This window comes from Pseudoxanthomonas mexicana (genome assembly GCF_010093385.1).
Lineage (GTDB): Bacteria > Pseudomonadota > Gammaproteobacteria > Xanthomonadales > Xanthomonadaceae > Pseudoxanthomonas_A > Pseudoxanthomonas_A mexicana.
On record NZ_PDWV01000012.1, the window covers coordinates 59,034 to 75,421 of the forward strand.

The window sequence follows — 16,388 nt, forward strand, 5'->3', positions numbered from 1 at the left end:
CGGGGCGCTCGGTAGTGGTGAGGGTCATGCGGCCAGCGCCTGCACCTCGTCGTCGGCTTCGAGGGCTTCCGGCGCGTCATCGGCCACGGCCTGCGGCTCGTCCTGCGCCGTGGTGTCGTCCGCGCCCTCGGCCTTGAACACCGCAGGCATCCAGCCGGTGCCGTCCGCCAGCCGTTCGGCTTCGCTGGCAATGTCGCCCTTCTTGAGTTTCGCCAACCGGGTGACGTGCGCCGGGGCGTACTCGGTCACGGCTTCCAGAATCACGGCTTTGGAAACGTGCTTGAAGTAGCCTTCGGCGGTCGGCTTCCACCATGCGGCCATGTCCAGCCCCACGGCCTGCGCCAGTTCCGCGCCGGGCTGGTGCTGCGAAGCGCGGGGCGTCACCACGTCCACCGTGGACGCCACGCACACGGCCAGCAGGCGCACCAGCTCGTCTTGCGATTTCGCCTGCAACGCGGCAAACAGTTCGGCGCCGTCCTCCGGCAACGCTTCGCCCGCGACTTCCTGCAAGGTGCGCAGCGCCACGGCGGCGGGCGATTCCGGCATGTCCGGGGCCATGCCTTCCAGCCGGTCTTGCACTTTCAGGTTCACGCCCAGCGGCAGGTCGTGGCCGTAGTGGCTGCCCTGCAAGACGGCCTGCACCATGCCATGCACCAGCGCGGCCAGCGCGACGTGCGGATGCCGCGCCACTTCGATTTGCAGCGCCGCCGTGCGGTGGGCGCTCAACCGATGCGCCAGCCGGTCGGACAGGCTCGCGGTCTTGGGCGCTTCGTCGGTGTCGTCACCTTCCTCGTCGTTCGCACTGTCGCCCGCGCTGAAACCCTGCCGCAGCTTTTCCAGCGTGCGCAGCGCCTTGGCCTCGGCCTCTCGCAGCAGGCCGCGATGAATCACGGCCTCGCCTTCGCGGTCGAGGGTGACGACGGCACCGGCCACGGCGCGCACGTCCGGGGCGTAGCCCTGCAAGGCATCCTCCACGGCCTGCAATTCCCCGGCCACCTGTTCGCGGCGCGGTTCCAGCGCCTCGGTCTTGTCCTCGTCCTCGGCGTCGTAGGCGTCTTCCAGTTCGGCGTCGATCTTGTCGAGACGGGTTTGCAGCGAAGCGATGCGGCGGGCTTCGCGGGCGCTCGGTTCGCGGCGCTGGCGCGGGGCGCTCTGGAACGCCTGCCGGTCGGCGTGGCTCATGTGCGGCACGGCTTCCACCCATGCCCAACCCTCGGCGCGCACGTCCTCGGCCTGCGCGTCCAGCTTGGCGCGCACCAGCGTTTCCAGCAACGCGGCATCGGTCAGGTAGGTTCCGGCATCGCCTTCTGCGAACAGATCGCGGCGGATGCCGCCGCCTGCGGCTTCGTAGGCGTCCAGCCCGACGAAGCGCACCAGCGGATGCGTGGCGGTGATTTCACGCTCGGTCAGGCGGTCGCGCAGCGCGGATGCGCCGCGCTGCCATTCCGGCGCGCCATAGAACGCGGCTTCCTGCGCGGCGTGGTCGTCGGTGATGGTCAGGGCCATCAACTGTTCCAGCGTCACGCTACTGGCGCGGTAATCCGTCATCAGGCGCGGCGACACGTTCGCCAGCTTCAAGCGGCGATGCACCACCAGCGGGGACACGCCGAAGTCGGCGGCAATGTCTTCGATGGGTCGGCCTTCCTTGACCAGCGCGGCGAAGGCCGCGAACTGGTCGGCGGGGTGCATGGCTTCGCGCTGCACGTTCTCGGCGAGGCTCACGGTACGGGCGGACGCATCGGCCACCAGCAGGCACGGCACTTCGTAGTCGGCGGCAATGCGCTTCTTCTTCGCCAGCAGCTTCAACGCGGTCAGGCGGCGGTCGCCGGCAACCACTTCGTATTGCTCGCCATCGGCGGACAGGATGACGATGAGGTTTTGCAGCAGGCCGACGCGGGCGATGCTCGCGGCCAGTTCGGGGATGGACTGGCGCGGGGTCGTGCGGACGTTGCGCTTGGAACGGCGCGGCAACAACTGCGACAGCGGAACCAGAATCAGGTTCTTGGTCGGGTCGGCCACTTCCAGCGGCGCGGCGGTTTCGATGGCATGGATTTCGGTCTTGGTAACGGCGTTCATGGTGATAACTCCTAGCGGTTCGGATGCAGCAGCGAGAGAAGCGGCAAGGGCTGCTGCCTGCCCCTGCCGCGTGGGGAATCAGGCTTTCAACTGGCGCAGGCCATCGGCCAGCATCCAGAGAGCGCGATTGAGGCGCACATCGGAATCAATGCCCTGCACCGGGCGGGTTTGCTGGCGGCGTCCGTTGGCGCTGCGGCCATGCAATCCGCCTTTGGTCAGGTTTTCTTGGGTGCGGTTGAACACGCTCCACAAGTCCGGGCGGCGGTCGTCGAACCGGCGTGGCATCAGGATTTGCGATTCGGTGATGGGCGCGGGCTTGTTGTCGGTGGGGTCGTACTTCAAGGCCAGCGCGGAACGGGCGAACACTTCGGCTTCGCCTTCGTCCAGCGTGATAGCGCGCATGGCATCGCGGGAATCCTTCACCCGGTCGAAACCGCGCAAGACTTCGTAAGCGCCTTCGATGACGTGCCCGGAAACGTCGCCCTTGTGGGGCACGCGCACATCAGCCACGGTGTCGCCGCACACAAGGCCATTGCTGCACACGAACCGGAACATGCCCGCCAGCATCTGATAGCTGCTCGTCCCGTCATGGGAGTTCAGCAGCACAATTTCATTGGCTTCCGCGCCGTTGATTTGACTGGCATGGCGCAGGCGCAGCATGTGTTTGGTGTGTTCGCGCTTGCCTTCATCGCGCACGCGGGTTTGCGTCACCATGAAGGGCTGGAAGCCTTCTTTGCGAAGCTCGGTCAGCACGGCGGCGGTGGGGATATAGGCGTAACGCTGCGAACGGCTTTCATGCGGCGCGTCCGCGAAGATGGACGGCGCTACGCGGTGAATCTGGTCATCGGTCAGCGGGTAATCGCTGCGCAGCGAGGGGGAACGGGAAGCGAAGCGGGATGCGAGTTGCATGGTCTTTCTCCTGACGAAAAGGGTTTGCTGTTCAAGCCGCACACCGGATTCCTAGATTCGGAGCCCAGCCTTTCGGCTGTTCTGTGCGGTTGGCACGAGGAACCCGGTTGGCCCTGTTGCCACCGTCTTTCCTGAGTTCATCGCCCGCGGCCAAAGGAGCGCGCGGACGGGGGCCGTCAAGGAAACAAGCGCAGGGTTGGTGCGGCCCGCAGCGCAGCGAGGACACGGCCCTGCGCGCCTTGACGGCACACGGGAGAGCGGGCTACGGTCGCGGAGAAGGTGATGAAGTCAGGGGAGACGGCTGGACATGGCAACGGCCGTCCCTGTGTGCCGAACCGCACGCAAGCGAAGCGCGCAGGCCCGGATCAAGGAATCCGGGCCGTAGGCGTCAGCCGAGCGGAGCGAGGGAACGATGGAAGCCCGTCAGGGGCGAGACGCCGCAGGCGGCTCGATGCGCTGCGCGCACGACAGCGCGACCGGCCATCTCCCAGGTGGTCGGGGACGCCCATGCTGCTTTTGCGATGTCGCTGTGGGAGCTGAGGCCGAAATCGCTGCGAAATAGAGCGAATTTCGACTGGAGAGAACCCAGGCGCCTGCCTATCGTGGGGCCTTCACCAATTCAGGAGATTCCCATGACACAGCAGGCCCCTGCCGAGGCTTCAACGCCCGGCACTCCACCCCAAGGCATCTTCCTGCCCTCGATGGTCTGGATGACCGACCGCGAGACGGTTGCCGCAGAGAAAAAGCGGCTGCTCGCCCTGCATCAGCAGCTCAATGTCCTGGTCAATGACGCGAATCCTTCGGACGAAAACGCCACCTGGCACATGATGGCCGAGGCGTCGCTGTTCCAGTTGGATCAAGACATTGACGCGCTGTTCGACTGGCTGGAAGCCAGCGAGCGCGGACAACGGCGGGAACGGCCCGACAGGGTGTACGACTGACCCCACGCGGGCCGCGCCGGCGCAGCCGGGGCGGCGGTATCGAGGGGCGCCAAGCGCAGCGCGCAGCGCCCCGGAAGGGGCGCGAAGGCATCAACCCGACGGCGGCACGCCGGGATGCCATGCGGTTTCGTCCCGTCACTTGCCTAATGATTCAATAAATGTTGTATTATAAAATAATGAACGAAGATCAAGCCGTTTCCGCCCTGAGTGCCCTGGCCCACACGCAGCGACTGCGCGTATTCCGCGCCCTCGTCGTCGCCGGCTCGGAAGGACTGACCCCCAGCGTGCTCGCCGACCAACTCGACGTGGCCCGCAACACGCTGTCCTTCCATCTGAAAGAGCTTGCCCACGCCGGCCTTGTCAGCATTGAGCAGCAGGGCCGCAACCTGATCTACCGCGCCGAATACGGGCACATGAACGGCCTGATTGGCTACCTGACCGAGCACTGCTGCGAAGGCGGCATCTGCGAGGTTTCCGAATCCTCCCGCTGCGCTTGCTGACCCGTAATGACCGACACCACCTACAACGCACTGTTCATCTGCACCGGCAATTCGGCCCGCTCCATCCTCGCCGAAGGCTTGCTTAACGACTTGGGCAAGGGGCGCTTTCGCGTCTTTTCGGCCGGCAGCCACCCGAAGGGCGAAGTCCACCCACTGGCGCTCGCCACGCTGGAACGCATGAACCTGCCGACTGCGGGCTACCGCAGCAAGAGCTGGGACGAGTTCGTGGCACCGGGTGCGCCGGTGTTCGACTTCATCTTCACCGTCTGCGACAACGCCGCCGGCGAGGCGTGTCCACTGTGGCCGGGCAAGCCCGTCTCGGCGCATTGGGGCGTGCCCGATCCGGCCGCCGTCGAAGGCAGCGACGAACAGCAGCGCAAAGCGTTCTTCGATGCGGCGGTGACATTGCGCCGACGCATCGAACTGTTCCTGTCGCTGCCGGTCAAGAGTCTGGATGCCATGTCCTTGCAGCGCGAGCTGCGCGACATCGGCCAGCAGTGAGGCATCCATGACCGCCACGACCAACACGGCCGGCTGTGCGCCGGCGGTTCCCGCCATGAGCGGCTTCGAGCGTTACCTGACGGTGTGGGTGGCGCTATGCATCGTCGCCGGCATCGCCCTCGGCCAATTCGTACCCGGCGTGTTCCAGAGCATCGGGCGCATGGAAATCGCCCAGGTCAACTTGCCGGTCGGCGTGCTGATCTGGGTGATGATCGTGCCGATGTTGCTCAAGGTGGACTTCGGCACGCTCGGCCAGGTCAAGCAACACTGGCGCGGCATCGGCGTGACCCTGTTCGTCAACTGGGCGGTCAAGCCGTTCTCGATGGCGCTGCTGGCGTGGATCTTCATTCGCCACGTCTTTGCCCAATGGTTGCCGGCCGACCAACTCGATAGCTACGTGGCCGGCCTGATCCTGCTGGCCGCCGCGCCTTGCACGGCAATGGTGTTCGTGTGGAGCCGGCTGACCGGCGGCGACCCGGTCTTCACGCTATCGCAGGTCGCACTCAACGACACCATCATGGTGTTCGCCTTCGCACCCGTCGTCGGCCTGCTGCTGGGCCTGTCGTCCATCAGCGTGCCGTGGGCGACGCTGCTGGTGTCGGTGGCGCTCTATATCGTCATTCCGGTCATCGTTGCGCAGGTCTGGCGTCGGGCGCTGCTGCGCAGAGGCCAGGCCACGTTCGATGCGGCGCTGGCGCGCATCGGCCCGCTGTCGATCGCGGCGCTGCTGCTGACGTTGGTGCTGCTGTTCGCCTTCCAGGGCCAAGCCATCCTGCAACAACCGCTGGTCATCGCCATGCTGGCGGTGCCGATCCTGATTCAAGTGTTCTTCAATTCCGGTTTGGCCTACTGGCTCAATCGCCAGGCCGGCGAACAGCACGCCATCGCGTGCCCGTCGGCGCTGATCGGTGCGAGCAACTTCTTCGAGCTGGCCGTGGCCGCCGCCATCAGTCTGTTCGGTTTCCACTCCGGCGCGGCGTTGGCCACGGTTGTCGGCGTGTTGATCGAGGTGCCGGTGATGTTGCTGGTGGTGCGCCTCGTCAATCGCTCGCGCGGCTGGTACGAGCGCGGCCACTCAACGACCTGAGAAAGAACCCATGAGCACCATCACGATCTATCACAACCCCGACTGCGGCACCTCGCGCAATGTGCTGGCCTTGATCCGCAACAGCGGCGAAGAACCCACGGTCATCGAATACCTCAAGACGCCGCCCGCGCGGGAAACGCTGGTCAAGCTGCTGGCCGATGCCGGCTTGCGCGTGCGCGACGTGCTGCGCGAGAAGGGCACGCCCTATGCGGAACTCGGCCTGTCCGATCCGGAATGGACGGACGCGCAGTTGCTCGATTTCATCGGGCAACACCCCGTCCTGATGAATCGGCCCATCGTGGTCACGCCATTGGGCACCAAGCTGTGCCGCCCCTCGGAAGCTGTACTCGACCTCTTGCCGCAGCCGCAGCGCGGCGCATTCAACAAGGAAGACGGCGAGCCGGTGGTGGATGCGCGGGGGCAGCGTGTCTGATCTGTCCATTGACCTACCGAACCTCGACGCCACGCTGTTCCAGCAACCGGAAAACGAACGGTTGTGGACGCCCGAACGCGCCACGCACGCGCCGCGCTTCCTGCTGCTCTACGGCTCGCTGCGCGAACGCTCGTACAGCCGCCTTGCGGCCGAGGAAGCGGCGCGCATCCTGCGTGCGCTCGGCGGCGAAACGCGGTTCTTCAACCCGTCGGGCCTGCCACTGGTGGACGATGCCAGCGACGATCATCCGAAGGTCAAGGAGCTGCGCGAACTGGCGCAATGGGCCGAGGGCATGGTGTGGTGTTCGCCGGAACGCCACGGCGCAATGACCGGCCTGATGAAGACGCAAATCGACTGGATTCCGCTGTCGTCCGGGGCGGTGCGCCCGACCCAGGGCAAGACGCTGGCGGTGATGCAGGTATCGGGTGGTTCGCAATCCTTCAACGCGGTCAACCAGATGCGCGTGCTGGGCCGATGGATGCGGATGCTGACCATCCCGAACCAGTCTTCGGTCGCCAAGGCGTATCAGGAGTTCGACGACGCCGGACGCATGAAGCCCTCGGCCTACTACGACCGCATCGTGGACGTGATGGAAGAACTGATGAAGTTCACGGTGCTGACGCGCGACGTGGCCCCGTATCTGATGGATCGGTACAGCGAACGCAAGGAAAGCGCCGAAACATTGAGCCGGCGCGTCAACCAGGCAGCGATCTAGAGCTGCGCTCAAGGCTCGTCTGTGCGCCGGTCACGCTGCTCGATCTGCAAGCGCGCCCGTTCGGTCGCCTGTTGCAACCGTTCGCCCAGCACCGCACGCGGCGGCAAGGTGGTCAGGTACTCGGCGACATGGATGCCCGATTTGTCCAGTTCCAGCAATTCGATCTGTTCGCGCTTCTTACCCGTGCAGAGGATGATCCCCAGCGGCGAGGCTTCCTCCGGCTCCCGTTCGTGCTTGTCCAACCAGCGCAGATAAAGCTCCATCTGCCCCTTGTAGGCTGCCTTGAACTCGCCGACCTTCAACTCCACCGCCACCAGCCGACGCAGCTTGCGGTTGTAGAACAGCAGGTCGAGATGAAAATCCTCATCGTCAATCGGGATGCGCTTCTGCCGGGCAACGAAGGAAAAGCCCGCGCCCAGCTCCAGCAGGAAGGATTCCATTTCGCGGATGATGGCCGCTTCCAAGTCGCCTTCCTGCCAGGTGTCCCGCAGGCCCAGGAAGTCGAGGATGTACGGATCGCGCATGACCAGGGCCGGCGACATGCGCTGCGCATCGCGCAGGGTCGCCAACTCCTGCACGATGGTTTCGTCCGGCTTTTGCGACAGCGCCGTGCGCTCGTAGAGCATCGAGTTGATGCGCTCGCGCAGCGTCCGCACGCTCCAGCGTTCGGCCCTGGCCATCTGCACGTAGTAGTCCCGCTGGAGCGGGTCTTTCAGCGGCAGCAGCGCCAGGAAATGCGACCAGCTCAATTGTCGTGACAGCGTCACGACAATTGGCTCGTCCGGGTAGGTGGCGGCGAACTGCACCATGCGGCGCAGGTTCTTGTCCGCGAAGCCGCGCCCGTAGTCGCGGACAAGCTGCTCGGCCAGGGTAGGCAGGATTTCCTCGCCATACCCGGCCCGCTGCCCGGCCAGCACCTCCGTATGGATGCGCTGGCCGATGCGCCAGAACAGCAAGGTCAGTTCCGCATTGACCGCCGAGGCGGCACGCTGGCGCGACGCCTCGATCAGTGCCCGAATGTCGCCCAGCAGCGCCTTTGGCGCTGCGGGTGACGCGATGGATGCCTTGCGCCTGGTCATGCCGTTGCCTCCGCAGGGAGCCGCTTGGCGCCGGTGATCGTCTTGCGCCGGTTCGCCACCAGTTCGGCCGCCTTGCGCACCGGGTCATCCTCGGTGTGGACGTAGCGCATGAACATCGCCACGGTCTTGTGCGCGGTCAGCGCCATGCCACCCTTGACCGGGATGCCCGAGTTGGCAATGTCGGTCGCCGAGCGGTGGCGGATGCCGTGCGTGCCTACATGCGCCGCGCCCGCTGCCTTGAGCGCACGGCTCCAGCCGTTGTAATACTCGCCCGTGGTCAGGTGCTGGCCGGGATGGTTCGGGGATGGCAGCACATACGGGCAATCGTCCCGGCGCGGTGCTGCCGAAAGCAGCCGATAGGCTTCCTCGCTCATGGGCTTGGACATGCCGCCGGTCTTGCTGTCGGGCCAGACGACGCGCCGGTTCTCGAAGTCCACCCAATCCCATTGGAGCGTGACGATTTCGCCGCGACGGCCGGCGAACTCGAATTGCAGCCGGATCGCGAGCGGGATGACGTAGCTCTCCAGTCTCTCGGCCTCCAGATGCTCAAGATGACGGAACAGCTTGCCCATGTCCTCGTCGCTAATGAGGTGGGTGGCCTTGCCGTTGGGGAACATCGGGACATGCCGGCACGGATTGGTGCCGTCGGGCCGGTAGCCCCACACCTCGGCCAGATTGAACATGCGGCGCATGACGCTGAACGTGCGGTTCGCGTCGGCCGGCTTGTGCGTCATCTTCTTCATCATCCCGGCCACGTCCGGGCGCTTCACGTCCTGAACCTTCATCCGGCCGATCATCGGGACGATGTTGCGGTCGATGACGCTCTGATAGCCTTCCTGGGTGCTGGGCTTGTTGCGCAGCTTGGAGTAGTCCTCCATGAACTTCGTGCAAAGCTCCTTGACCGTGGGCGCTTTGCGCGCCTGCGCCTTGTCTGCGGCCGGGTCGCCGCCCCGGCGCACCTGGGCCAGCCATTCCTGAGCCAGCGAGCGGGCCTGTTCGACGGTCAGTTCCCCGTACTGACCCAAGGCGGGCTTGCGGCGCTCGCCGGCGTTCGTCCGGTACTGGAGCATGAACACCTTGCGGCCCGATGGGGTAATCTTGCACAAGAAGCCGGGCACCAGGGTATCCCTGAGTTCGACAGCCTGCGCCTGGGGTTGTGCCGCATCGACTGCGGACTTGGTGAGCTTGATCTTTGCCATGATGACTCCTCGGAAAGACCCGATTCCCAAGAGCCTCATAGGGGCCACCAGCAGGGAAGTTGGGTCAGGTTTCGGAAAGAACCGGCATATGTTGAACTCGCCTAAGTTATTGATAAACCTGCTGTATCGGGCTTCGGCGTAGTCCAGCGAAGTTCGGTGCTGGAGTCATGGTGAAATGAAAAAAGCCGCTCATCGAGCGGCTTTTTTTCCATACCTGCGCGGCTAGCCGGTCACCACCAGCCCCAGTAACCCCAGCGCGGGCCCCAGAAGGGGTCGTAGTACGGATAGGGGCGGACTTCCACTTCGCGCACTTCCGGCCACAGGTACACCACGTCGGCGGCGACGCGCGGCAGCTGGTAGTCGTATTCGCCGATGCGTGCCGTTTCGTAGCCCTCGATCTTGCCGATGAAGGTCACCTCGCGGCCTTCGGCGAACACGGCAGGGTCGTAGAAGCCGGCCCGGCACGCGATGAAGCGGCCGTCGGTGGCATCCGGTGCGGACGAAAGCGGTCGGCCGGTGGCGCCCAGCGGGCGCGACACCAGTTGGAAGCAGGTCGAGTTGGGTCCCGGCGTGGTGCTGATGATCCGGCCGCCCCAGCGGACCGGCGCACCTACCTGGGGCGTGGCCACCGCGTCGCGCGGATTGACCTGGGTGAAGCTGCCCTGCAGCGGCTTGGGCGCCGTTGCGCAGGCGGAAAGCAGCGCGGCGGCTGCGACGAGGACAGCGAAGCGAAGGTTCATGGCCAGTCTCCAGCGGTTATGGGCGGTGCCGGCGCAGGTCTTCGATAAGAGCCCGCTGGTCCCCCTCACCCGGAGCGTAGCGCGCAGCGGCGAAACGGCGGCTGAGCGAAAACAGCAGATTGGCGCCTTGTGGGCGGCGTGCCGCCACGCGTCGCGCCCAGTCGCCCGCGGTTTCATGCGGTTCGCGGCCCAGTCCCAGGCGGGCATAGCGGGCATCCAGGCGATGCCAGGCCCGCAGCAGCGGATCGCGTTCGCGCTCGCCCCGCGCCAGGAACCACGCCATCCAGGCCAGGGTCGCCACCGCGCACAGGCCGAACAGCAGCGCCAGTCCGCGGGACCCCAGGCCGTTCCCGCCCAGCCGCTCCAGCAGGCGCGCCTGCCGCTGCGCATCGAAGCCCAGCACCAGGTCGTTCCAGCCGCGGCGCAGCCAGTCGCTGACGCTGCCGAAACCCTCCAACGTCAGGCGACCGGCCTCCACACCTTCGCCGAGGCGGTCGTCCAAGGTGTCGTAGATACGCTCGGGCGCGACCGCCGCGGTCGGGTCCACGCGCACCCAGCCGCGCCCCGGCAACCAGACCTCGGCCCACGCATGCGCATCCATCTGCCGGACCACCCAGTAACCGCCGAGGCGGTTGTACACCCCGCCCGTGTATCCGGTGACCACGCGTGCCGGCACGCCCGCCGCGCGCATCAACACGACGAAGGCGGAACTGAAATGTTCGCAATAGCCCTGCTTGCGATCGAACAGGAACTCGTCGACCGCATTGCGGCCGGGCAGCGGGGTTTCCAGCGTGTAGGCGAATTCGGCCCGGATCCAGGCCAGGGCGCGCCGGACCAGGGCGGCATCGTCCGCGCCGGCTTCGCGCCGCCACTGTGCGGCCAGGGCGCGCGTGCGCGGGTCGAAGCCGGCGGGCAACTGCAGGGCCTGCTGGCGCAGCAGGTGCGGCAACGCGGCTTCGAAGCTCGTCGGCGTGGACGCGCGCATGCGCCATCGGGTCAGCGCGCTGAGCGGCGTGCGCACCGTCATGCCGTAGTCGTTGGCCAGGTGCGCGCCCTCGGGCGCGGCGACCGCCAGGTCGAGCGCGACCAGCTGGCGGCGGTCGGTGGGCTCGACTTCGAGCTGGTAGTCCCATTGCCGGTCGCCGTGCTGGACGCGCGCAGGCGGCAGGCCGCGCAGCCACGGGGCCTGGGTCCAGGTGCGACCGTCGTAGTTCCACATGACCGGGCCACGCCAGTACATCTGCTCGGGTGGCGGGGTCGCGCCGAAGAACTGGGCACGCAGGGCAGGATCTTCATCCGCCATCAGGTCCAGCCAACCGCCGGGCGACATCTCGTCGCCCAGGCCCGGCTTGGACAGGGCGCGTTCGGGCACGCCCCACAGCGGGCTGGCGAAACGCGGGAACAACCAGAACGCCGCCAGCACCAGCGGCAAGCCGATCAGCACCAGTCGACCCACCAGCGCCATGCGGGGCACCACGTCCGGTCCCGTGGCCACGCTGCGCGCCTCCACGTCGGCCAGCCTGTGCAGCGCGACCAGCGCACTGCCGATGCCCAGGGCCCCCAGCACCATGGTCAGGGGGCCCTGGTCGAGCAGGAACGCCGCGAACGGCGCGAACAGGGCGAAGCCCAGCAGGCTGCGGTTGTCGCGCAGACTGCGGGTTTCGCCGGGCTTGATGGCCAGCATCGCGGCCAGCAGCGCGCAGCCGGTATCGCGACCGAAGCGGAACCCCGTTACCGACAGCACGGCCGCCAGCATCGCCAGCGCCAGCAGGATGCGCACGAATGCCGGAAGCGGCCGCCGCCACGATGCGGCGGTCAGTACCAGTCCGGTCGCGCCGAGGCCGAGGGCGAGCGCGGTCGGCAATTGCACCAGCAGCGCCAGCAGGCACAGCGCGGCGCTGGCCAGCGTCCACAGGCGGCTGTCGCGATCGGGGATGAGGGCGACGTCAGCGTGCGGCATCGGCATGCGGCATCAGCGCGAGGGCGCGCAGGCAGAGGTGGCGATGGGCGGGGCCGTGGGAGGGCCCGAGGGCCGGCTGGCCGGGCAGGGTGAGGCGGTAGCGGCGATCCGTGCGCTCGGCCTGTTCCACCCAATGCGCGAGGCGCCGGATGCGCTGCTCGTAAGGCAGCGCGCCCAGTGCGTCCCATGCGAGCGACACCTCGACGCCGACCGGCTGCTCGTATTCGCGCACCAGCAGGGTGTCCCGGCGGGCCGACGGTTTCCATGCGATCGTGCGCGGCGCATCGCCGGGACGATAACCGCGCAGGTGGTGGACATCGTCGCCGGCCGGATTCAGGCGGGCGTGCTGGCCGGTGTTGCCGCCTTCGGGCAGCGGCGGTCCCTGTACTTCGGGGGCCGGATACACCAGCAGCGGCGACGGCCAGACCCACGACCACGCGCGCGCCAATCCCAGCGGCTGCGTGGTCGACACCCGCAGGCGGCCGATGTCGTGCCAGCCGCGCTGGCGCGTATCCAGCAGGAGCTCGGCGACCGCACTTCCTTCGGGCGGCAATGGCGGCACGAACGTGCTGGCATCCAGCGCATCCAGCCGCAGGCCGTTCCGTCGGCGTGCATCGCGCGCGGACAGCGCCACATGCACCTGCAGGCGCTCACCCGCGAACACGGGATCGGCCGACACGGCGTCCACGCGCAAACCGGACAGCTGCAGGTGGGCGAAGATCAGGCTGGCCATCGCCGTGGCGCCGAGCAGCAGGGCCAGCAGCAGGGCCGGGTTGTTGTTGTAGTTCAGTGCGCCCAGCGCCATCGTGAAAACGAGGGCGGCGTAGAACAGCCCGAACCGCGTGGGCAGCACGTAGACACGGCGACGGTCCAGCCGGACCGGCAGCGCCTCCACCGCGCGCGGCCGCGCCCACTGGGCCAGCCACCGGGCCGCCGATGCCTGCATCGCCACCTTCAGTCCACCGGTACCGCGTGCAGGATGGCCTTGGCCAGCACGGAGGCGGACGCCGCTTCCGCTTCCGGCACCAGCCGGTGCGCGGCCACCGCGGCGAACAGGGCCTGCACATCCTCGGGCAGCACGTGGCTGCGTCCCAGCAACAGTGCATAGGCGCGCGCTGCGCGCAGCAGGGCGATGCCGGCGCGCGGCGACAGGCCCACCCGCACGCCCGGGTGCTGCCGGCTGCGCGACAGCAGCGCCTGCACGTAATCGATCAGCGCATCGCTGGCGTGGACATCGTTCACGGCAGCGCGCAGCGCCAGCACGTCCTCGGCGGACAACAGCGGCAGGGCCTGTGCGATCAGCGTGCGCCGATCGCTGCCGGCCAGGGGTTCGCGGTCGGACGCCGGATTGGGGTAGCCCAGTGCCAGCCGCAGCAGGAACCGGTCCAGTTGCGAGTCGGGCAGGGGATACGTGCCCGACAGGTCTACCGGGTTCTGCGTGGCGATCACGAAGAACGGCGTCGGCAGCGCGTGGGTGGCGCCATCCAGGGTGACCTGGTGTTCGGCCATCGCTTCCAGCAGGGCGCTCTGGGTGCGGGGCGGCGCACGATTGATTTCATCCGCCAGCAGCACGTTGGTGAAGACCGGCCCGGGATGGAAAGTGAAGGCGCGCGCCTGCGCGTCGTACACCGACACGCCCAGCACGTCGGCGGGCAACAGGTCGGAGGTGAACTGCACGCGCTGGAAGCCCAGGCCGAGGGTCGCCGCCAGCGCGTGCGCCAAGGTGGTCTTGCCCAGTCCCGGCAGGTCTTCGATCAGCAGGTGGCCATCGGACAGCAGCGCGACGAAGGCCAGCCGCACTTCGTGCGTCTTGCCCAGTACCAGCGCATTGACCTGCGCCTGCGCCCGTTTGAGGGCGTCGGCGAGGCCTTCGGATAGCATAGGGCGGGTGCTGGGAATGGCGGACATCGCGCTCTCGGTTCCGATCGTGGTCCGGAGAAGTGTAGCGAGATGGACGAAGAACAACGCGCGCGCCGATGGTTCCTTGCCGTGTGGGCAATCGTGACGATGGTCAAGGTCGCGATCGCCGCGCGCCTGCCCCTGTTCGTCGATGAGGCGTTCTACTGGCAGGAGGGCCAGCACCTGGCGGCGGCGTATTCCGACCTGCCGGGGTTGACCGCGTGGCTGACGCGGCTGGGCGTGGAACTCGGCGGGCATCACGTGCTCGCGGTGCGCGCGCCGTTCCTGCTGATCGCGGCGGTGCTGCCCTGGCTGGTGGCGCGCAGCGCCGCGCACTGGTTCGGCGCCGTCGTGGGCTGGCAGGCGGCGTTGCTGACGGTGCTGATGCCGCTGTCGGGCACGCTGGGCCTGCTGGCGCTGCCCGACGTGCCGATGGCGCTGGCGACCGTGCTGTGCGCCGATGCCGGGGCGCGCATGCTGCGCGGCGTCGATGCGATGTCGGCCACCGAACTGGCGCTGGGCCTCATGCTGGGCGCGCTGAGCCACTATCGTTTCATCGGCGTGATCGGCGTGGGCCTGATCGCGCTGCTGTGGCTGCCGCAAGGGCGCGGCGTGCTGCGCGATGCGCGGGTCTGGGTTGCCCTGGCGGCGGGCCTGCTGGCGTGGGCGCCCCTGCTGGCCTGGAATCTGGAATACGCCGATGCGGGCCTGCGTTTCCAGTTGCTCGACCGTCATCCGTGGCGCTTCCATGGCGACGGCGCGCGCTTCCTGCTGGTGCAGGCGGCACTGGCCACGCCTCTGCTGTTCTGGGCGATGCTGGTGGTCAGCGTGCGCGGCATCCGCGGCGAGGGCGGCGGCGAGGGCGGCACCGGGCCCGAATGGCGCTATTTCGCGCTGCTGGGCGCAGTGTCCACCTTCGGGTTTTTCCTGCTGGGCTTCTTCGCCGACAACGAGCGCGTCAGTTTCCACTGGACGCTGCCGGGCTATCTGGCGCTGCTGCCCGTCGTGCCGCTGCTGCTGCGCGAATGGCCCCGCAAGAGGCGTCTGGCGACGTGGGGGCTGGCGGTCGCCGGTACGGTGCTGATGCTGGGTTACTACGTGGCGGTGTCGGTGCCCGGCCTGCGCCTGCAGGCGGCCGGCAGCAAGTACTACCCGGAGAATTTCGCCGGCTGGGACCGGCTGGCGATGGAAGTGGAACAGGCGCGGGCGCGCATGCCGGAAGAAACAGCGTTGCTTGCGGACAGTTTCAAGACCGGCGCCGAGCTCGGTTTCGCGCTCGCGGACGCGCGCATCCCCGTGCTCGACCACCCACTCAACCGCAAGCACGGACGTGCCCCGCAACTGCAGCTGTGGGGCCTGCAGCACGAGGGTCGCGTGAATGCGCCCACCCTGCTGGTGGTGGGTGCCACGGACGTGAAGTTCAGCGCGCTGCTCGCCCACTACCAGCAGCTGTGCTCCGTGGTCGGCCCGTTGCCGCCGCCGCAGGCCGTGAACATCGACCATGGCGCGCGCCGCTTCCTGCTGTTCGCGCTGCCGGCTGCCCGCCACAGCGGTGCCTGTATTTCGCCGGCGGTCGCCCATATCGATGTGCCGCAGGCCGGTGCCCGCGTGGCGCGCCGCTTCAGTGTGGGCGGATGGGCGGTGAAGGACGGTGTGGGGGTGGCCCAGGTGGAGGTGTTGCTGGATGGCCGGGTGGTTGCCACCGCGACGGACTTCACCGACAACACCTGGCTGCAGCAGTTCCTCAAGAGCGGATCGCGCGACCCGCGCATGCCGCGCGTGCAGTTCGAGGCGCAGGTGGACGCCAGTGGCCTGCCCCCAGGTCGCCATTGGCTGGGCCTGCGGCTGACCGGCGGCGACGGCAGCGTGGAGACGTGGGCCGAACAGCCGGTGGTGCTGCGCTAGCGGATCAGGGCAGGTCGAAGCCTGCTTCGCGCAACATCCTCGCCACGGCGATCAGGGGTAGCCCCACCAGGGCTGTCGGGTCGGAGGACTCGATGGCATCGAACAGGGCGATCCCCAGTCCTTCCGACTTGAAGCTCCCGGCGCAGTCGAACGGCTGTTCCGCGTCCACGTAGCGTTCGATCTCGGCCGGGGCCAGGGCGCGGAAGCGCACGGTCGTGACATCGGCCGCTTCCAGCACGCGCCCGTCCCGGACCATGCACACGGCGGTGTGGAACCTGACCCGGCGACCGGACATCGCGCCCAACTGGGTGAGCGCCGCCTCGCGGTGGCCAGGCTTGCCCAGCGGCGCGCCATCCAGCTCGGCAGCCTGGTCCGAGCCGATGATCCACGTGCCGGGGTGCTGCGCGGCGATCGCCTCCGCCTTGGCGCGGGCCAGGCGTGCCG

At 67.7% G+C, this 16,388-nt stretch carries 16 protein-coding genes; 7 read left to right on the forward strand and 9 right to left on the reverse strand.

Translation table 11 applies throughout. The annotated features are described in order from the left end of the window. Positions 1–24: 24 nt before the first annotated feature. Both CSC76_RS06610 and CSC76_RS06615 read right to left on the reverse strand, forming a co-directional pair. The gene (locus tag CSC76_RS06610; protein ID WP_060092101.1) at positions 25–2,076 is read right to left on the reverse strand and encodes a ParB/RepB/Spo0J family partition protein; all 2,052 of its coding nucleotides are present in this window, start codon (positions 2,074–2,076) and stop codon (positions 25–27) included. Between the two features lie 78 nt (positions 2,077–2,154). Then, positions 2,155–2,985, reverse strand: a complete 831-nt coding sequence (locus CSC76_RS06615) for a DUF932 domain-containing protein (RefSeq protein WP_060092100.1) — start codon at positions 2,983–2,985, stop codon at positions 2,155–2,157. A gap of 632 nt (positions 2,986–3,617) precedes the next feature. Here CSC76_RS06615 and CSC76_RS06620 point away from each other — a divergent pair. The 6 genes from CSC76_RS06620 (at position 3,618) to arsH (ending at position 7,162) form a co-directional block, all read left to right on the forward strand. After that, positions 3,618–3,926, forward strand: coding sequence for a hypothetical protein (locus tag CSC76_RS06620; RefSeq protein ID WP_060092098.1), 309 nt, complete (start codon positions 3,618–3,620; stop codon positions 3,924–3,926). Positions 3,927–4,102: 176 nt separating this feature from the next. Continuing rightward, positions 4,103–4,426 (forward strand): ArsR/SmtB family transcription factor, encoded by a 324-nt coding sequence (locus CSC76_RS06625; protein WP_238394891.1) that lies wholly within the window; start codon positions 4,103–4,105, stop codon positions 4,424–4,426. Between the two features lie 6 nt (positions 4,427–4,432). Next, entirely contained in the window at positions 4,433–4,927 is a 495-nt protein-coding gene (locus CSC76_RS06630; protein WP_162109267.1) for an arsenate reductase ArsC, read from the forward strand. A gap of 55 nt (positions 4,928–4,982) precedes the next feature. Then, on the forward strand, positions 4,983–6,014 hold the full coding sequence (gene arsB, locus CSC76_RS06635) for an ACR3 family arsenite efflux transporter (protein ID WP_425500845.1): 1,032 nt from the start codon (positions 4,983–4,985) through the stop codon (positions 6,012–6,014). Between the two features lie 10 nt (positions 6,015–6,024). Beyond that, positions 6,025–6,447 carry an arsenate reductase (glutaredoxin) gene (gene arsC / locus CSC76_RS06640; protein WP_060092090.1) on the forward strand — a complete coding sequence of 141 codons (423 nt, stop codon included), beginning with the start codon at positions 6,025–6,027 and terminating at the stop codon, positions 6,445–6,447. Next, positions 6,425–7,162 (forward strand): arsenical resistance protein ArsH, encoded by a 738-nt coding sequence (gene arsH / locus CSC76_RS06645; RefSeq protein WP_196217781.1) that lies wholly within the window; start codon positions 6,425–6,427, stop codon positions 7,160–7,162. The genes arsC and arsH overlap by 23 nt, the downstream gene beginning before the upstream one ends. Positions 7,163–7,170: 8 nt before the next feature. On the opposite strand, the gene CSC76_RS06650 is transcribed toward arsH, so the two are convergent. The 6 genes from CSC76_RS06650 to CSC76_RS06675 all read right to left on the reverse strand — a co-directional run bounded on the left by CSC76_RS06650 (position 7,171) and on the right by CSC76_RS06675 (position 14,048). Further along, positions 7,171–8,241, reverse strand: a complete 1,071-nt coding sequence (locus tag CSC76_RS06650; RefSeq protein ID WP_060092088.1) for a PDDEXK nuclease domain-containing protein — start codon at positions 8,239–8,241, stop codon at positions 7,171–7,173. Beyond that, a complete protein-coding gene (locus CSC76_RS06655) occupies positions 8,238–9,440 on the reverse strand; it encodes a tyrosine-type recombinase/integrase (RefSeq protein WP_162109268.1) in 1,203 nt (400 codons plus the stop codon). Before CSC76_RS06655 ends, CSC76_RS06650 begins: the two co-directional genes overlap by 4 nt. A 230-nt stretch (positions 9,441–9,670) precedes the next feature. Next, on the reverse strand, positions 9,671–10,180 hold the full coding sequence (locus CSC76_RS06660) for a Slp family lipoprotein (protein WP_162109269.1): 510 nt from the start codon (positions 10,178–10,180) through the stop codon (positions 9,671–9,673). Between the two features lie 16 nt (positions 10,181–10,196). Next, positions 10,197–12,140, reverse strand: a complete 1,944-nt coding sequence (locus CSC76_RS06665) for a transglutaminase TgpA family protein (protein WP_162109276.1) — start codon at positions 12,138–12,140, stop codon at positions 10,197–10,199. Continuing rightward, a complete protein-coding gene (locus CSC76_RS06670; RefSeq protein ID WP_162109275.1) occupies positions 12,127–13,086 on the reverse strand; it encodes a DUF58 domain-containing protein in 960 nt (319 codons plus the stop codon). Before CSC76_RS06670 ends, CSC76_RS06665 begins: the two co-directional genes overlap by 14 nt. Positions 13,087–13,094: 8 nt before the next feature. Continuing rightward, positions 13,095–14,048, reverse strand: a complete 954-nt coding sequence (locus CSC76_RS06675; RefSeq protein WP_425500843.1) for an AAA family ATPase — start codon at positions 14,046–14,048, stop codon at positions 13,095–13,097. A gap of 42 nt (positions 14,049–14,090) precedes the next feature. Here CSC76_RS06675 and CSC76_RS06680 point away from each other — a divergent pair, with 42 nt between their 5' ends. Further along, positions 14,091–15,944 carry a glycosyltransferase family 39 protein gene (locus CSC76_RS06680; RefSeq protein WP_162109271.1) on the forward strand — a complete coding sequence of 618 codons (1,854 nt, stop codon included), beginning with the start codon at positions 14,091–14,093 and terminating at the stop codon, positions 15,942–15,944. Between the two features lie 4 nt (positions 15,945–15,948). On the opposite strand, the gene CSC76_RS06685 is transcribed toward CSC76_RS06680, so the two are convergent. Beyond that, on the reverse strand, positions 15,949–16,388 hold a 440-nt coding region (locus CSC76_RS06685), incomplete at its 5' end, for a Maf family protein (RefSeq protein WP_162109272.1).